General features: G+C 71.2%; 14 protein-coding genes. 9 read left to right on the top strand and 5 right to left on the bottom strand.

The features are described from left to right. The first annotated feature begins 6 nt into the window (after nt 1-6). The 3 genes from MFF06_RS09500 (at nt 7) to MFF06_RS09490 (ending at nt 4,825) form a co-directional block, all read left to right on the top strand. Entirely contained in the window at nt 7-2,340 is a 2,334-nt protein-coding gene (locus MFF06_RS09500) for a heavy metal translocating P-type ATPase (RefSeq protein ID WP_238203204.1), read from the top strand. Between the two features lie 8 nt (nt 2,341-2,348). Further along, on the top strand, nt 2,349-2,486 hold the full coding sequence (gene ccoS, locus MFF06_RS09495; RefSeq protein ID WP_238203202.1) for a cbb3-type cytochrome oxidase assembly protein CcoS: 138 nt from the start codon (nt 2,349-2,351) through the stop codon (nt 2,484-2,486). A gap of 323 nt (nt 2,487-2,809) precedes the next feature. Next, a complete protein-coding gene (locus MFF06_RS09490) occupies nt 2,810-4,825 on the top strand; it encodes a methyl-accepting chemotaxis protein (protein ID WP_283207259.1) in 2,016 nt (671 codons plus the stop codon). A gap of 39 nt (nt 4,826-4,864) precedes the next feature. On the opposite strand, the gene qhpR is transcribed toward MFF06_RS09490, so the two are convergent. Then, entirely contained in the window at nt 4,865-5,899 is a 1,035-nt protein-coding gene (gene qhpR, locus MFF06_RS09485; RefSeq protein WP_238203200.1) for an AraC-like transcriptional regulator QhpR, read from the bottom strand. A 227-nt stretch (nt 5,900-6,126) separates the two neighbouring features. Here qhpR and MFF06_RS09480 point away from each other — a divergent pair, with 227 nt between their 5' ends. The 4 genes from MFF06_RS09480 to MFF06_RS09465 all read left to right on the top strand — a co-directional run bounded on the left by MFF06_RS09480 (nt 6,127) and on the right by MFF06_RS09465 (nt 11,249). Continuing rightward, nucleotides 6,127-7,524: an ethanolamine ammonia-lyase subunit EutB gene (locus MFF06_RS09480; RefSeq protein ID WP_238203198.1), complete on the top strand. Its 1,398-nt coding sequence runs from the start codon at nt 6,127-6,129 to the stop codon at nt 7,522-7,524. Continuing rightward, nucleotides 7,521-8,360: an ethanolamine ammonia-lyase subunit EutC gene (gene eutC / locus MFF06_RS09475; RefSeq protein WP_238203197.1), complete on the top strand. Its 840-nt coding sequence runs from the start codon at nt 7,521-7,523 to the stop codon at nt 8,358-8,360. Before MFF06_RS09480 ends, eutC begins: the two co-directional genes overlap by 4 nt. 128 nt (nt 8,361-8,488) lie before the next feature. Beyond that, nucleotides 8,489-9,853: an ethanolamine permease gene (eat, locus tag MFF06_RS09470; protein ID WP_238203196.1), complete on the top strand. Its 1,365-nt coding sequence runs from the start codon at nt 8,489-8,491 to the stop codon at nt 9,851-9,853. Between the two features lie 94 nt (nt 9,854-9,947). Beyond that, nucleotides 9,948-11,249 (top strand): haloacid dehalogenase-like hydrolase, encoded by a 1,302-nt coding sequence (locus MFF06_RS09465; protein ID WP_238203195.1) that lies wholly within the window; start codon nt 9,948-9,950, stop codon nt 11,247-11,249. 105 nt (nt 11,250-11,354) lie between these two features. On the opposite strand, the gene MFF06_RS09460 is transcribed toward MFF06_RS09465, so the two are convergent. Beyond that, nucleotides 11,355-12,014 (bottom strand): DUF2490 domain-containing protein, encoded by a 660-nt coding sequence (locus MFF06_RS09460; RefSeq protein WP_238203194.1) that lies wholly within the window; start codon nt 12,012-12,014, stop codon nt 11,355-11,357. A gap of 248 nt (nt 12,015-12,262) precedes the next feature. Here MFF06_RS09460 and MFF06_RS09455 point away from each other — a divergent pair, with 248 nt between their 5' ends. Further along, nucleotides 12,263-12,814, top strand: coding sequence for a sigma-70 family RNA polymerase sigma factor (locus MFF06_RS09455; RefSeq protein ID WP_238203193.1), 552 nt, complete (start codon nt 12,263-12,265; stop codon nt 12,812-12,814). After that, entirely contained in the window at nt 12,811-13,515 is a 705-nt protein-coding gene (locus MFF06_RS09450) for an anti-sigma factor (RefSeq protein ID WP_238203192.1), read from the top strand. The genes MFF06_RS09455 and MFF06_RS09450 overlap by 4 nt, the downstream gene beginning before the upstream one ends. 43 nt (nt 13,516-13,558) lie before the next feature. On the opposite strand, the gene MFF06_RS09445 is transcribed toward MFF06_RS09450, so the two are convergent. From MFF06_RS09445 to MFF06_RS09435, 3 genes are all read right to left on the bottom strand, one after another. Next, nucleotides 13,559-14,128: a fasciclin domain-containing protein gene (locus tag MFF06_RS09445; protein ID WP_238203191.1), complete on the bottom strand. Its 570-nt coding sequence runs from the start codon at nt 14,126-14,128 to the stop codon at nt 13,559-13,561. A gap of 196 nt (nt 14,129-14,324) precedes the next feature. Continuing rightward, a complete protein-coding gene (locus MFF06_RS09440) occupies nt 14,325-14,957 on the bottom strand; it encodes a response regulator (protein ID WP_238203189.1) in 633 nt (210 codons plus the stop codon). Nucleotides 14,958-15,139: 182 nt separating this feature from the next. Beyond that, nucleotides 15,140-16,495 (bottom strand): sensor histidine kinase, encoded by a 1,356-nt coding sequence (locus tag MFF06_RS09435; RefSeq protein ID WP_238203187.1) that lies wholly within the window; start codon nt 16,493-16,495, stop codon nt 15,140-15,142. Nucleotides 16,496-17,159: the final 664 nt, after the last annotated feature.

Here is a 17,159-nt window from a genome sequence, read left to right as displayed (position 1 = left end):
CCGCGCATGTGCTGCACCGACATGGCACTGGCCTACGTGGAGGCGCACGGCGCGTGGAGCGCGGCCAACACCCTGCCCTCCCTCGGCCGGGACTACGCCGCCTTCGTCGCCCCCCTGCCCGATGGCTCCGCCCGCGCCGAATTCGCCGTCGAGGGCATCCGCTGCGCCGCCTGCATGGGCGCCATCGAGGGCGGTCTGGCCCCCCTGCCCGGCCTGGCCGCCGCGCGGCTGAACGTCTCGGACCGGCGCCTCGCCGTGACCTGGAGGCCGGGGGCCGTGCCCGACATCCCCGCCGTGCTCGGCGCCCTGGCCTCCCTCGGCTATTCCGCGCAGCCCTTCGCGCCCGGCAGGCGCGCGGAAGCCGAGGCCGCCGAGACGGAGCGCCTGATCCGGGCGCTCGCGGTGGCGGGCTTCGCCTCCATGAACGTGATGCTGCTGGCCGTCTCGGTCTGGGCCGGCGCCGCGTCGGACATGAGCCCGGAGACCCGGGACCTCTTCCACTGGATCCAGGCCGTGATCGCCCTGCCGGCCGCCGCCTATGCCGGGCGGCCCTTCTACGAGGGGGCGCTGAGGGGCCTGCGCGCCGGCCGGGTGGGCATGGACGTCCCGATCACCCTCGGCGTGGTCCTGACCTTGGCCGCGTCGGTGTGTGAGACCCTGGCGGGCGCGACCCACGCCTATTTCGACGGCGCGGTGATGCTGCTGTTCTTCCTGCTGATCGGCCGCGTGCTCGATCAGGCGATGCGGCGGCGCACCCGCGCCTTCGCGGAGAACCTCGCCGCGCTGCGCTCCGAGCGGGCGACCCTCGCGGAGGCGGACGGCAGCCTGCGCGACGTCCCCCTCGCCGACCTCGCGCCCGGCGCCCGCATCCTGATCCGGCCCGGCGAGCGGGTGCCCGCCGACGGGGTCGTGGAGCACGGCACCTCCGATCTCGACCAGAGCCTCGTCACCGGCGAGACCGCCGCCGTCACGGTCCGTGGCGGCGACCGCGTCTTCGCGGGCGCCCTCAACGGGAACGGAGCCCTGACCGTTAAGGTGACGGCGGCGGCGGGCACGACCCTGCTCGACGAGGTCGAGGGCCTGATGCGGCGGGCGCTGGAGCGGCGCTCGCGCGCCCTCGTCCTCGCCGACCGGGCGACGCGCCTATACGTGCCCCTCGTCCACGGGGCCGCCGCCGTGACGCTCGCGGGATGGCTCGCCGCAGGGGCGGGCTGGCACCTCGCGCTCCTCGATGCCGTGGCGGTGCTGATCGTCACCTGTCCCTGCGCCCTCGGCCTCGCCATCCCCGCCGTCCAGGTCGTGGCGGCCGGCGCCCTGTTCCGCGAGGGGGTGCTCCTCAACGACGGCACGGCCCTGGAGCGGTTCGCCGGGATCGACACCGTCGTGTTCGACAAGACCGGCACGCTGACCCTGCCGGAGCCGGTCCTGGCGCCGGGCTTCTCCGATCCGGTGGCCCTGGCGAGCGCGGCGCGCCTAGCCCTGTCGAGCCGGCACCCGATGGCGGCGGCCCTGGCCGAGGCCGCGGGCGGCGCGACGCCGTATCCGGGCGCCGAGGAGGCGGCGGGGCTCGGGGTGCGCGCCCTGGTCGATGGCGTCGAGATGCGGCTCGGCTCGGCCGGCTTCTGCGACGCCGGGCCGGAGGCGTCCGCCGCGCTGAAGGCCGATCCGGAGGCGTCGGTGATCTGCTTCCGGGCCGGGGACGGGGATGCCGTCGCCTTCCCCATCCGCCAAGCCCTGCGGCCCGACGCCCGCGAGGTCGTCGCGGCCCTCGCGGCCGCGGGCCTGCGCGTGGCGATCCTCTCGGGCGACCGCGCCCCCGCCGTCGCGGCGGTCGCGCGCCGCCTCGGCGTGGCGGAGTGGGAGGCCGGACTGACGCCCGGGGACAAGATCGCCCGCATCGACGCCCTGCGGGCCTCGGGGCGCCGGGTGCTGATGGTGGGCGACGGCCTCAACGATGCGCCCGCCCTCGCCGCCGCCCGGGCCTCGCTCTCGCCGGTGACCGCCGCGCATGTCAGCCAGGCCGCGGCCGACGCGCTGTTCCTGGGACGGGGGCTCTCCCCGGTGCTCTCCGTCCTGGCGGCGGGCCGACGCGCCCGCCGTCTCATGCTGCAGAACCTGTGGTTCTCGGCGGCCTACAACCTGCTGGCGGTCCCCCTGGCGGCGGCGGGCCTCCTGACACCGCTGATCGCGGCGCTCGCGATGTCGGGCTCGTCCCTCGTGGTCACGGCGAACGCCCTGCGGGCGCGGCAGGTCCCGGTCAGCCCGGTCAGCCCGGCGGGCTTGGGGGCTCCCGTCCCGGCGCGGCGCGGCCGGATCCCCAGCGTCCCGCGCGCCGCGTGAGTCCCGCCATGACCGTGCTCCTCCTCCTCATCCCCATCGCCCTCGGCCTCGGCACACTCGGCCTCACCGCCTTCCTCTGGTCGCTGCGGGCCGGCCAGTACGACGACATCGACGGTGCCGAGTACCGTGCCCTCCACGACGAGTGACCGCGCCCCCGCGCCGCGCCCGGCGACTGGTGACACCAAGTCGATGTCCGCATCGGTGACCGTCATGCACAAGTCTTCGGCGAACGATTCCATTGGGCACTTGCGCAGGATGAACCGATTTCTCCCAGCGCTCGCGCTCTTCCCAAGAGTTCATGTTTCGTTAACTGGGAAATGCTGCGAAATGGCCGATTCCAGACGGCCGATTTGAAATCCGAATTCAGTATTCCGCAATGGCAGCGGAGCGATACCAATCATCGCTCGGAGCGAACGGTTGCCGGCCGTTGCAGCCCGGGGCCGCCATCGGAAATACGGGAAATCTCGTCATGTTCGACTTCATCGGTGACCGTCGCAGGGCACTTGCCGGGGCTGCGACGCTCGCGGTCCTGCGCACGCCGGTGCTGAGCCTCAACGCCGACGGGGCCGTGACCGCGATGAACCCGGCCATGGCCGACCTGCTGCGCGGCTCCGGGCAGGCGTCGCCCGGCATCGCGCCGGCGGCCATCGTCGGGCGGCACATCGACGGCCTCTGCCGCGACACCGGGGGGCGCTCCCTCGCCGGCCGGCCCGAGGGCTCGCCCGCGGCCCTCGTCGCCCTCGGCGGGCGCTGGTACGACGTCGTGGCGGTGCCCGTACCGGGCCGGGGCACGCCGCAGGGTCACGCCCTCGAATGGGTCGACGCCGCCCCGCGCCTGGAGCGCGAGGACCAAGCCCGCCGCCTCGCCGCGATCGAGGCGTCGCAGGCCGTCATCGAGTTCCTGCCCGACGGGACCATCCTCTCGGCCAACGCCGCCTTCCTCGGCCTGATGGGGTACACCCTCGACGAGGTCCGCGCGCGCCACCACGGCCTCTTCGTCGATCCCGCCTACCGCGACAGCCGCGACTACACCGCCTTCTGGGAGCGGCTGCGCGCGGGGCGCGCGGAGATCGCGGAGTTCAAGCGCATCACGAAGGCCGGCAAGACCGTGTGGATCAAGGGTTCGTACAACCCGATCGGCGACGGGGCCGGAAACATCGTCAAGGTGGTCAAGTACGCCACCGACATCACCGCGCAGACCGTGGAGGCGGCGGCCCTCAGGGGGCAGGTGGACGCCATCCGCAAGTCGCAGGCGGTGATCAGCTTCGACCTCGACGGGCGCGTCCTGGAGGCGAACGCGAACTTCCTCGACGCCGTGGGCTACACGGCGGCCGAGGTCGTGGGCCAGCACCACGGGATGTTCGTCGATCCCGCCTACCGCGCCAGCGCCGAATACGCCCGCTTCTGGGAGGCGCTGCGCCGCGGCGAGTACCAGGCCGGGCAGTTTCGCCGCATCGGCAAGGGCGGCCGCGAGGTCTGGATCGAGGCGAGCTACAACCCGGTGTTCGACGCCGACGGGCGCCCCGTGCAGGTGACGAAGTTCGCCATCGACGTCACCGCGCAGGTGGAGCAGCGCGAGCGCGTCCGCCGTCTGGAGGAGGAGGCCGCCCGGGAGCGCACCGAGGCCGAGGCGCGGCACAAGGCCGAACTCGCGGCGATGGCCGATGCCTTCGAGCAGACCGTCGGCTCCGTCCTGACCTCGGTGGCGTCGGCGGCGGCCGAGTTGCAGGCGACCGCCTCCAGCATGTCGGGCATTGCCACCGAGACCGCGCAGCAATCGACGGCGGTGGCGGCGGCGGCGAACCAAGCGGCGGCCAACGTCAGCACCGTGGCGGCGGCGGCCGAGGAACTGGGCGCCTCCGTCGACGAGATCGGGCGGCAGGTCGCGGGCTCGGAGGAACTCGCGGGCCACGCGGTGCGGGAGGCGGAGCAGACCGCCTCCCTGGTGCAGGAACTGAGCGAGGCGGTGCGCAAGATCGGCGACGTGGTCGCCATGATCTCGGCCATCGCGAGCCAGACGAACCTGCTGGCGCTGAACGCCACCATCGAGGCGGCGCGCGCCGGCGAGGCGGGGCGCGGCTTCGCCGTCGTGGCCGCCGAGGTCAAGGAGCTGGCGAACCAGACCGCCCGCGCCACCGAGGACATCACGGCCCAGATCGGCCGCATCCAGGGCGCGACGGGGAGCGCGGTCGGCGCCATCGACGGGATCCGCCGCCGCATCCAGGAGATCAACGGCGTCGCCTCCTCCATCGCCGTCTCGGTGCAGCAGCAGGGAGCGGCGACCCAGGAGATCGTGCGCAACGTCGCGGAGGCGGCCCAGGGCACCGGCGAGGTGACGAGCAACGTCACCGGCGTGGCCCAGGCGGCCGAGGAGACCGGCGCGGCGGCGACGCAGGTGCTGACGGCGGCCTCGGACCTGTCGCGCCAGTCCGAGCACCTCGGCGGCGAGGTCGCCCGGTTCCTGGCCGGGATCCGCGCGGCCTGAGGCGCCGCGACGGGGGTTGCGGGGCTCACCCGCCCCCGGTCAGGAGGTGTGGCCGCGATAGGTCCTGGGCGGCACCCCGTGCCAGCGCCGGAAGGCGCGGGTGAAGGCGCTCACCTCCGAGAAGCCGAGCAGAGCCGAAATCTCGCTCACCGGGTGCTTGGTGCCGGCGAGGTAATGCTCGGCGAGGTCCCGGCGGAGGCGGTCCACGATATCGGCGAAGCTGGTGTTGCCCTCGGCCAGGCGCCGCTGGAGGGTCCAGCGCGGAATGCCGAGGGCGTCGCTGGCATGGCGGAGGGAGAGATCCCGCACGCTGAGGTTGGCGCGGACATAGGCCCGGATGCGCTCCTCCAGCGACGGGGTGCCCCCGGCCATCCCCATCTGAACGATCGTCGCGCAGAGCAGGTCGAGGAGGGGGAGGTTGGCGTCCGGCATGGCCCGCGCGGCCTGATCGTGCCGGAAGACCAGGGCGTTGGCGTCCTGCCCGAACAGGACCGGCGCCCCGAACGCCTCCTCGATCGCGCGCCAATCCTCCGTGCGGGCGTGTTCGAGGTGAACCTCCTGCGGGCACCAATCCGGCCCGGCCCCGTGCCGGAAGACGTTGACGTACATGCCGAGGGTCACGACCGCATCCTGGCGCCGCTCGGCGATGTGGGGCGAGCGGATCGCATAGGTCAGGCGGCAGGTCCCGTTCGCGTCGACGAGCCGGGTGACCGTGTCCTCCTGATGGTAGCCGAAATAGGCCGCGAGGTTCTCGGCCGCCGCGCGCAGGGTCGGCGACGACAGCGCGATGTGGCCGATCAACCCCAGCATCTCCGGCTTGAACTGCTGGCCGTAGCGGAGGCCGACGGTGGGATCGTGGGAGCGGCGCGCCGCCAGTTCGAGGATGTCGCAGTATTGGCGCAGGCCGATCGGCGCCGTGGGCGAGGCGAGCCTCTCCGGATCGAGGGCGACCTGATCGAACAGGCTGCCGGCGCAGACGCGGTTCGCCTCGAGGAAGGCGCCGAGGCCCGTCGCGGCCGAAGCGAAGACCCTCGCTCCGGACACGGCCCGGCTGGAGCTGTCGATGCGGGCCATGACCAGGGCTGCCCTCTCCGCGACGTACGCCGTCCCTTGCGAGAGTACGCGCCGCAAATTTGTTGCCAAGGGTCAAAACTCTGCGACGCCCGGTCGAGCGCCACGGCCCGTTCGGATCTAGGATAGGCTCCGACTCTCCCGCCTCCTCCAGGGGGCTCTGACGGCCGGGCCGGATCGCACCCCGAGGGGTGCGGTGCCGCCGGCCCGGCGCACGGAGTGACGGACCGGTGGCCTATCGATGCGACCTCGGCGGCGAGCGCCATCGCTTCCCCGACCTGAAGGCGGTCCTCGCGGCCGCCTCCCCGCTGCGATCCGGTGACGAGCTGGCCGGGCTCGCGGCCGCCAGCGACGCCATGCGGGTCGCCGCGCGCACAGTCCTCGCCGACCTGCCGCTGAAGACCTTCCTCACCGAAGCCGTGGTGCCCTACGAGGAGGACGAGGTTACGCGCCTCATCATCGACGGACACGACGCCGCCGCCTTCGCCCCGGTCTCCCATCTCACCGTCGGCGGGTTCCGCGATTGGCTGCTCGGCCCCGAGGCCGACGCGGCGACCCTGGCCGCCCTGGCGCCGGGCCTGACGCCGGAGATGGTCGCCGCCGTCTCAAAGCTGATGCGCCTTCAGGACCTCGTCGTCGTGGCGCGCAGGTGCCGGGTGACGACGGCCTTCCGCACCACCATCGGCCTGCCGGGGCGCCTCGCGACCCGCCTGCAGCCCAACCACCCGGCCGACGACCCGCGCGGCGTCGCCGCCTCGGTCATCGACGGGCTGCTCTACGGCGCGGGCGATGCCGTCATCGGCATCAACCCCGCCTCCGACGACGTCGAGACCGCGATCGCCCTCACCACGATGCTGGACGAGATGCGCCAGCACTACGCGATCCCGACCCAGACCTGCGTCCTGACCCACGTCACCAACGCCCTGGCGATCATCGAGCGCGGCGCCCCGGTGGATCTCGTGTTCCAGTCGGTCGCCGGGACCGAGGCGGCCAACCGCGGCTTCGGCATCGACCTCGCGGTGCTGGCCGAGGCGCACGACGCCGCCCGCAGCCTCAACCGGGGCACGGTCGGCGACAACGCCATGTACTTCGAGACCGGCCAGGGCTCCGCGCTCTCGGCCGACGCGCACCATGGGGTGGACCAGCAGACCGTGGAGGCGAGGGCCTACGCGGTGGCCCGCGCCTTCCGGCCGCTGCTCGTCAACACGGTGGTCGGCTTCATCGGCCCGGAATACCTCTACGACGGCAAGCAGATCACCCGCGCCGGCCTGGAGGACCATTTTTGCGGCAAGCTTCTCGGCCTGCCGATGGGCTGCGACGTCTGCTACACCAACCACGCCGAGGCCGACCAGGACGACATGGACGGGCTGATGCTGCTGCTCACGCAAGCCGGATGCAGCTTCCTGATCACCGTCCCCGGCTCCGACGACGTCATGCTGAACTACCAGAGCCTGTCGTTCCACGACCTGCTCGCCCTGCGCTCGCTGTTCGGGGTACGGGCCGCCCCCGAGTTCGAGGCGTGGCTCGACAGGATGGGCATGGGCGCGCCGGAGGGGCCGGCCCGCCTCCTCGAAGCCCCGCACCCGTCGCTGGCCCGCCTCTTCGACCGGGGGGACGCCGCGCGATGAAGCCCGATCCCGACACCCTGCCCGACGGCCCCCTCCGCACCGACCTCACGCAGGACGACCGCTGGGCGGCCCTGAGGCGGGCGACGCCGGCCCGGATCGGCCTCGGACGGACCGGCGACGCCCTGCCGCTGCGGCCGATGCTCGATTTCCAGCTCGCCCACGCCCAGGCGCGGGACGCCGTCCACGCCGTCCTCGACGTCGAGGCCCTGGCCGCCGCCCTGCCGCCCCATCCGGTGCTGCGCGTGCACAGCGCGGCGCCGGACCGCCCCACCTACCTGCGGCGCCCGGATCTCGGGCGGCGGCTCGACGACGCCTCGATCGCCACGCTGGAGGAGGCCGCCGCCGCGCGGGCGCAGGACGGCGGGCAGGGCTTCGACCTCGTTTTCGTCATCGCGGACGGGCTCTCGGCCAAAGCCGTGGCGAGCCATGCCGTACCGGTGATCCATGCCTGCCTCGCCCTCCTCGACGGCTACCGCATCGCGCCCATCGTCCTCGCCGAACAGGGCCGGGTGGCCCTGGGCGATCCCGTGGGCGAGCGGCTCGGGGCGAGGCTCAGCGTGGTGCTGATCGGCGAACGGCCGGGCCTCAGCGTCGCCGACAGCCTCGGCCTCTACCTCACCTACGGACCCCGCCCCGGGCGGCGGGACTCGGAGCGCAACTGCATCTCGAACGTGCACGGCCGGGGCGGCCTGACGCCGGACCTCGCGGCGGCCAAGGTGGCGTGGTTCGTGCGCGAGGCCCTGCGGCGCGGCCTCACCGGCGTCGCCCTCAAGGACGGGATCGAGGAGGCGTTGCTGGAGGGCGAGGCGGGCAGGCTGCCCGGCGGATCGCCTTGAGCCACGCCCATCGATGGATCCCCGGCCGCCTTCGCGAGCGCGGCGAAGCGAAGGCGGAGCTGCCTGAGCCGACACGGTCGGCCTCGGCTGCAGCAGGGTGAAGACCGGTTTCTGAGGGAGAGTGGGCGATGCAGGACGTCGGTCTTCACAAGGGTCTCAATGCGTTCCATCTCTGGGGCATCGCCGTCGGGCTGGTAATCTCGGGCGAATACTTCGGGTGGAGCTATGGCTGGGCCAATGCCGGCACCCTCGGCTTCCTGATCACCACGGCGGTCGTGGCGGCGATGTACATCGCCTTCATCTTCAGCTTCACCGAACTCACCACCGCGATCCCCCAGGCCGGCGGCCCCTTCGCCTACAGCCGCCGCGCCTTCGGCCCCCTCGGCGGCTGCATCGCCGGCTACGCGACGCTGATCGAGTTCGTGTTCGCGCCGCCCGCCATCGCGCTGGCGATCGGCGCCTACCTCAACGTCCAGTACCCGGGGCTCGACCCCAAGCACGCGGCGCTCGGCGCCTACCTCGTCTTCATGACCCTCAACATCGTCGGCGTGCAGATCGCCGCGACCTTCGAGCTGTTCGTGACGATCCTGGCGGTGATCGAGCTCCTGGTCTTCATGGGCGTCGTCGCTCCGGCCTTCGACATGGCGAATTTCACCGCCCACGGCTGGGCAGGCGAGGACGGCTTCGGCGTGGCGGCGATCGGCGGCATGTTCGCCGCGATTCCCTTCGCCATCTGGTTCTTCCTCGCCATCGAGGGGGTGGCCATGGCCGCCGAGGAGGCGAAGGACCCCAAGCGCACGATCCCCGTCGCCTACATTACGGGCGTGCTGACGCTCACGGCCCTGGCCTTCGGCGTCATGCTGTTTGCGGGCGGCGTCGGCGACTGGCGGACCCTGAGCAACCTCAACGATCCGCTGCCGCAGGCGATGAAGGCTGTGGTCGGGACCTCCAGCGGCTGGCTCCACATGCTGGTCTGGCTCGGCCTGTTCGGCCTCGTGGCCTCGTTCCACGGCATCATCATGGGCTACTCGCGCCAGATCTTCGCCCTCGCCCGCGCCGGGTTCCTGCCCGCGTCCCTGGCCCGGGTGCATCCGCGCTTCCGCACGCCCCACATCGCGACGCTGGCGGGCGGCGTGGTCGGCATCGTGGCGATCTATAGCGACAGCCTCGTCACCATCGCGGGCCAGTCCCTCACCGCCAGCATCGTGACGATGGCGGTGTTCGGTGCCCTGGTCATGTACGGCATGAGCATGGCGAGCCTGTTCCGGCTGCGCCGCTGCGAACCGGACCTCGCCCGGCCGTACCGGGCGCCGTTCTATCCCGTCGCGCCGGCCTTCGCACTGGCCGTGGCCTCGGTCTGCTTCGTCGCCCTGGTCGTCTACAACCCGCTGATCTTCGTGATCTTCCTGGCCGTCATGGCGCTGGCCGTGGCCGCGAGCCTCCTCGCGCGCCAAAGCCCGGAGGCGGTCGCCGATGGCGGCGCCCCCGTGTGAGCGCCGCCCGGACCCTCACCCGTTTCCGTCCCCAGGCGCGGCGACGCGCCCGGCCACACCCTCCCCTTGTCCACCCTGCTGCGCGAGCGACGACATGACCGACATCCCCCCCGTCCCCTCCATGAAGCGCCGCGGCTTCCTGGGCAGCGTCATGCTGGCGGCCGCCGCGGCGGGGAGCACGGCAACGGCGGCCCGGGCCGCGGGCCCCGCCGGTGATCCCGTCGGGCTCGACCGGGCGAAGTGGGCGCCGCGCAACCACGCGGCCGTGTCGCGGATGATCGCGGAGCACGGCAGCCTCTCGCCGAACTACGATCCCAACCGGCGGCCCTACGCGGTGTTCGACTGGGACAACACCAGCATCATGAACGACTGCGAGGAGGCGTTGCTGATGCACCAGATCAACACGCTGTCCTTCAAGCTCACGCCGGCCGAGTTCGGCGCGATCATCCGCCAGAACGTCCCGCCGGGCCCCTTCGCGGCCGACTACAAGAATTCCGCCGGCGCGACGGTCGATCTCGACTCGATCTGCGCCGACCTCGACGCCGACTATGCGTGGCTCCACGGCGCCTACAAGGGATTGTCCGGCTCGCAGCCCCTCGATGAGATCGTGAAGACGGACACCTTCGCCGACTTCCGCACCAAGCTCTACTACCTCTACGAGGCGGTCAACGACACCCATGGCGTCAACGTCGGCTACCCGTGGGTCATCTACCTCCTCGCGAACATGACCGTCGCGGATGTGTCGCGCCTCACCGAGGCGTCGAATGACCTCGCCCTCGGGGCCGGCCTCGTGAAGACGAAGTACACCAGCCCCGCCGGGCGGGCCGGCAAGGCGGGCATCGTCAGCGTCAGCCATTTCCACGGTATCCGGCTCTGCACCGAGATCGGCGGCCTGATGGACACGCTCCGCCGCAACGGCATCGACGTCTACGTCTGCACCGCCTCCCTCGAACACGTGGTCGCGGCGTTCGCGACCCTGCCGAAATACGGCTACAGCGTCGCGCGCGACCATGTGATCGGCCTGCGGCTCGAAGAGGACGGCCAGACCCTTACCAACGCCTACCGCAAGGGATGGCCGCTGGTCTGGGGGCCGGGAAAGACCACCGTCATCAAGCAGGAGCTGGTGGCGAAGAAGGGCTACGGCCCGCTGCTCGTGGCGGGCGACAGCGACGGCGACTACGACATGCTGCGCGACTTCCCCGATACGAAGCTCGGCCTCATCGTCAACCGGATGAAGAAGGGCAAGATCGGCGAGTTGTCCAAGGCCGCCGCCGAGACGCTCAAGGCTGCGGACCCGCGCTACCTGCTCCAGGGCCGCCAGGAATCGACGGGGAACTGGCTCCCGCAGGAGAGCAGCATCAAGCTCGGAAAGACCGACCCCCAGCTGCTGGCCTGAGGCGATTTCCGGGATGTCCGGATCGCCCCCGCTCCATGGTCCTCGCGAGCGTGGGACGAAGCCATCCAGGGACGCGCGTCGTTCGGAGGCGTCCCGCGCGGGGTATCAGGGCCGGAGGAAGAGATTGATCGAGAGGACGTGGTCGGTCTCGGTGGCCGTGCGGGATTGGATGAGGCGGTTCAGGTAGCCGAGTTCCACCGTGGATTTGTCGCCGATGGGAATCTCGATCCCGGCGAAGGTCCGCACCTGATCGAACCCCGCCCGCGGCCCCCAGTCCGCGTCGTTGAGGGCGACGAACACCTCCGTCCAGCCCAAGGCCGCCACGCTGCCCTTCCTGTCCGTCAGCGGCGCGGCGGCCCTCAGCTGGCTGCGGACCCGGAAGCCGACATCCCTCCCGTCCGAGCGCCACCGTTGCTCGAACCGCGTCCGGGAGGAGGCCTTCACGCCGTTGAACTCGCCGATCGTCCAGTTGATCTCCTGGAAGCTGCGATCCTCGATCCGCACGGTGCTCCCGCCGCGGTCCTCCACATAGGCGTAGCCCTGGTAGAGCTTGAGGTTGTCGTTGATCTTCCAGCCGAGGGCCGGGCGGAAGAAGAACTGATCGAGCTTGGAGATGTCGTCGCCGAACCGCGGCTGGACCTCGGCATAGTAGGCGAGGTCGCCCACGGAGCCGAACAGGGTGGTGTTGAACCAGAGCTGCGCATCGTTGGCCAAGGCCGGGACCGGGGTGCCCGCCACGAGCAGCGATGCCAGGAGGGGGAGCATGCGAGCGACCATCCACTTCACCCCTCGTTGAGCCGGCACCGAGCTTCACAATCGCGTGTTGCCTCCCCGCGCCGCGCCGTCAAGCCGTGACCGCGCCCGTGCCGGGGGACGCGGCCGTTTGCCGGTGCGCGACCACCGGTGTCGCCGGCGGCCGCGCATGAGGGATCGTCACGGCCGGGGTGCTTGGGCTAAAGCACCCTTGGGTGGGCGTCCGCGAGAAGGCGCCCCGGATCCTGTGGGGAGCCATCTTGGGCGACGACGCCACGCTGCGCCGATTGCTGGCCGACATCGCCCGGGGAGAGGCGCATCGGCTGGCCGACCTCTACGATCTCACGAGCCCGAAACTTTACGGCCTGATCCTGCGTATCCAGCGTGACCGGGGCTTGGCCGAGGACGTGCTCCAGGACGTCTACATGCGCATCTGGCAGGCCGCGGGCGCCTACAGGCCCGAGGCCGGGCCGCCGCTGCCATGGATCTGCACCATCGCCCGCAACCGCGCCATCGACAGCGTCCGGCGGACGGTCGAGCGGCAGGGCCCGGAACGGGATGACGGCGAGGATTGGGTGGCGCGGTTGATCGATCCGCACGACGGGGAGGCAGAGTTCATGGACCGGAGCGCGCTCCTCGCCTGCCTCGGCCGCCTCGATCCCGTGCACCGGGACTGCGTCGTGCTGGCCTATTGCGAGGGGAGATCCCGGGAGGAGCTGGCCCAGCACTTCGAGAAGCCGGTCAACACCATCAAAACGTGGCTTCACCGGTCCCTCGCGGGCCTCAAGACCTGCCTGGAGGCCGCCTCGTGAGCGACAGCGGCCGGCCGGGCGTGGAGCCGACATTCGAGGACGACATGCGTGCGGCCGAGTATGCCCTCGGGACCCTCGACGCGCAGGAGCGCGCGGCGCTGGAGGACGAGGCGAGCCGGGACCCCGGCACCGCCGACCGGATCCGTGCCTGGGAGCGGAGGCTGGCGCCGCTGATGGGCATCGTGCCGCCCGCGGCGCCGCCGTCGCGGGTGCGCGGAGCCCTGCTGCGGGCGCTGCCCGCTGCGGCCGGCTCCGGGCCCGGCGAACTCTACCGCCTGCGCCGCCAAGTGAGACGCTGGCGGGTCGCCGCGGCGGGATCGGGCCTGCTGGCCGCGGGCCTCGCGCTGTTCGTGGCGATCGGCCCGGCGCGGAGCCCGGCGGGCGGGCGCTATCTGGCTGTCGTGCAGGGAGGCGGGGCGCTGCCCGCGCTGATCGTGCGGGTCGACACGCAGACCGGCCTCGCCCAGGTCAGGCCCGTCGGCGCCGACGCGCCCGCCGGGCGGAGCCTCGAACTGTGGTATGTCGGCGCGGGCGGGGCGAAGCCCCTCGGGCTCGTCGGGGCGGACTCCAGCCAAGTGAAGCTTCCGCGGGACACCGCGGCGGACGGGGTGATCGCCGTCTCGGTCGAGCCGCCGGGCGGCTCGCCCAGCGGCCAGCCCACGGGTCCAGTGGTGTATTCCGGCAAGCTCATCGCGGAATGAGGCGCCGGTGCCCGCGGCCCTCGCGGGCCGCGGGCGCTCCGCCTTACGGCATCAGCACGGCGTTGACGACGTGGATGACGCCGTTCGACTGCATGACGTTCGGAATGGTCACCGTGGCGGTGTTGCCCTTCTGGTCGGTGACGAGGACCTTCTTGCCCTGCACCTCGACGGCGAGCGGCTCGCCCGCGACGGTGGTCAGCACGCCCTGGCCGCCGCCCTTCTTGGCGAGCGCCATCAGGTCCTTGGCGGTGTAGACGCCGGGGACCACGTGGTAGGTCAGGATCTTCGTCAGCGTCGCCTTGTTCTGCGGCTGGACGAGGTTCTCCACCGTGCCCGGCGGCAGCTTGGCGAAGGCGGCGTTGGTGGGCGCGAACACGGTGAAGGGACCGGGGCCGTTCAGGGTGTCCACGAGGCCGGCGGCCTTCACGGCGGCGACCAGGGTGGTGTGGTCCTTCGAGTTGACCGCGTTCTCGACGATGGTCTTCTGGGCGTACATCGGCGCGCCGCCGACCATCGGGTTCTTGGCGTAGGCCGCGCCGCTGGCTCCGAGGCCGAGGGCGAGGGTCAGGGCGAGCGCCGTGGCCGTGCGGCGGCCGGTGGTCTTCGTGAGCATCGTGTTTCCTTCCGTCCGAACCCCGATGACAGGGGCAACGGGCGCCCTTACGGGGGCGACGGCGGAAAAGTTTCGGCCGGCCTCAGAAACCCGTCGCGCCCGGTGGCCGGTCCCGCGGCCGGAAAGCCGCCGCGACGGAGGGCTCCGCTCGCACGGACGGCGGAGCGGGGGCGATCCGGATATCCCGGACAACGCTTCAGGGATTCTCGTGGCTGTTCTTCTGATGCTTCATGGCGGCCGCGACGCGGTTCGAGACCATGAGCTTTGCCATGAGGCTCGTCATGTAATGTTTGACGGTCTTTTCGGAGAGGCCGAGCTTGGCGGCGATCAGCTTGTTCGAATGGCCGAGCGCGACCTGATCGAGGATCTGCGCCTCGCGGAGCGTCAGGCCCTTGTCCTTTGCCGTCGCGCTGCGCTCGCTCGCCTCGGCCGCGAAGATCCTTCGGGCGAACGCGGGGAGAATGTAGCTTCCGTTGTTGTAGACGGTCCAGATCGTCGCCCGCAGATCGACGGCGCTGACGCCCTTCAGGACGTAGCCCTTCGCGCCGCGCCGCATCGCCTCCATGGCGGAGTCGCTCGACTCGATCCCCGTGAACATGATGCAGGCGACCTCGGGGCTGGCCGCGGCGATGATCGACAGGGCCTCCAGTCCGCCGCCCGGCATCCGCAGGTCGAGCAGCATGATGTCCGGCCGGGCCTGGGCCGCGATCCGCACGGCATCGCCCGCATTCGCGCCTTCGGCGACGACGGAGAATCGCTTTTCTTCGGCGATGACAGCAACCAGCCCCTGCCTCATCACGGGATGGTCATCGACGATCGCAATCGTCACCACATCGCTCTTCGTTTCCATCCCTGATACTTCTTCTGGCGTCGGCACTCTTCAGCGATGGCGGTACGATAACCCGATTATTGACGATCTTTGTGATACCTAAGTAAAAAATTCCGGCTATAAACGCGGAGCCGGTCTCATGACGGGACCATCGGCCGGGCCGGCGACGGAGAAGCCGAGGATCACTTCCCCGGCACGGCGCCCCGGAGAGGTAGGACGCACCGCAATCGCGCGCCCCGGCCGAGTGTGCTCGTGAGGGAGAGGCTACCTCCCAGGGCCTCGGCCCGTGCCCGGATGCCGGCGAGGCCGAGGCCCTCGCAATCCCGGGCGTTGCGCCGGGCGCCGTCGCGCGTGGTCGCATCGCCGGCCGGGAAGCCCGGCCCCCGGTCCGACACGGTGAGCAACACCCCGTCCCCGGCGACCGAGACCTCGACCGATTGCCCGAGGCCGCCCGCGTGCTTCACCGCGTTGGTGAGCGCCTCCTGGACGATCCGCGCCGCGTAGCGGATCAGGTCGTCCGGGAGCGGGGTGGCGAGCCCCTCCAGCGCGAAGGCGACGGACGTGTGCGTTCGCTCTTCGTGGCGCGCGATGACCGAGCGCAGGACCGAGTCGAGATCGGCCCCGGCATCGAGGGGAAGGATCAGTTCCCCCGAGATCAGCCGCAGGTCCGCGATGGCCTCCGAGGCGACCCTGCCGACCTCGTCGATGGCCTGCCGCCGCGCGGGCGCGATGCCCTCGCGGATGTCGCCCAGGCGCATCAGGACGTAGCTGAACAACTGGATCGGCCCGTCGTGCAGGTCGGCCCCCAATCGCTGGCGGCCCCGATCGTCGATGCGGGAAATCTGCCTCTGGGCGTGGTTCATCCGCTCCAGCAGATGCTGGTTCTGCCGCATCAGCCGCTGGGACTCCGACGCCCTCCGCTTGAGGGCCGTCCGCTGGCGGATCACGATCCGGCTCTCCTGATCGACGACGAGCAGCAGCGCGAGGCCGAGGGCGACCATCAGGGCGACGACGACCATCCAGGCGTGGCGGGCCGCGAGGCCAGTCTCCTCCTCGAGCCGCCGCCCGCCCACGTAGAATTCGGCCACGGCGATGATCTCCGCGCCGGCCGATTGGTGGAGCGGCACGAAGATCTCGAACAGGGATTGCCCGATGGCCCGCTCGTAATCGTGGTCGTCGTCGTCGAGACTGTTCGCGGAGATCGTGATGTCGCCCGTGCTGGCCCGCGCGAGCGGATCGGGGTGATAGGATTGCCCGATCAGCGAAGGATCGCTGCTGAAGAGGATCGTACCGTCCGGCGCCCAGATCTTCATCGAGACGACCTGCTCGTGAAAGGCGCGATCCTCGAGGAGCGCCCTCAGCGCCGCGCCGTCCTCCTCTGAGAGGGCGTGGCCGGGCGACCGCGCGAGGCTCTGGATGCGCGGCTCGACGATCCGGCCGAGATACAGGGCGGTCGGGCCCGCCGCGCCGCGCAGGACGCCGGCCGCGATGCGGTGGTTGACCCAATCCCCCAGCCAGACGGTCGCCGGCAGCAGCACGACCAGGCCGATCGCCGATACGCGGAAGACGAGGGTCGAAGCCCACCACCGCCGCCGCAGCCGCCGGAAAACCCCGCGGAACGCTCCCGACCGGAATCCGATCGGCCCCATCCCCGTGAGTGCATCGGATCTCTGGACCATCGCGCGACGCTTCCGACCCGGGGCTGGAATTCCCTCCCATGTCTTCGTCTTCAGCCATGACGAAAGCAGAATCAAGCGAATTGAGAGTGACGTCATGACAACGATCAATTTTCCTCTCGAAAAATCCGCGATGGATATTTGATGGGAATGCCACGCAATCTATCAATTCAAGTATCATCGCTTTGGCAGCTGGCAGAACGGCCGGATCCGAGCGTTTCGCAGGCAATTCGGTGATGCCATCGATGTCATCGTCCTTATTTGCAGGTCCGATAGCCCTCCCTCGACTCGCCTTCGTCGCGATCCCGTCGCAACCGGACCGGGCGGGCTGAGGCGACAGACGCGTCCCCTCCCCAGATCGCCGCGTCCTCTGAAGCGTCCGCGGGGAAACCTGGATCATACGCCGCCGCCGTTCGGACCTTGGTCCGATGGTGCATCGGACCTCAGGCCCCTCCGGGATCGGACCATGAGCCTGTGTGTCGCTAGGACCTCGGACCCTTCCCGGCGCGCCGAATTCTGCAACCCT

The sequence above is a fragment of the Methylobacterium aerolatum genome (assembly GCF_022179085.1).
Classification (GTDB): Bacteria; Pseudomonadota; Alphaproteobacteria; order Rhizobiales; family Beijerinckiaceae; genus Methylobacterium; species Methylobacterium aerolatum.
This window is presented reverse-complemented; position numbering and strand designations above follow the sequence as displayed.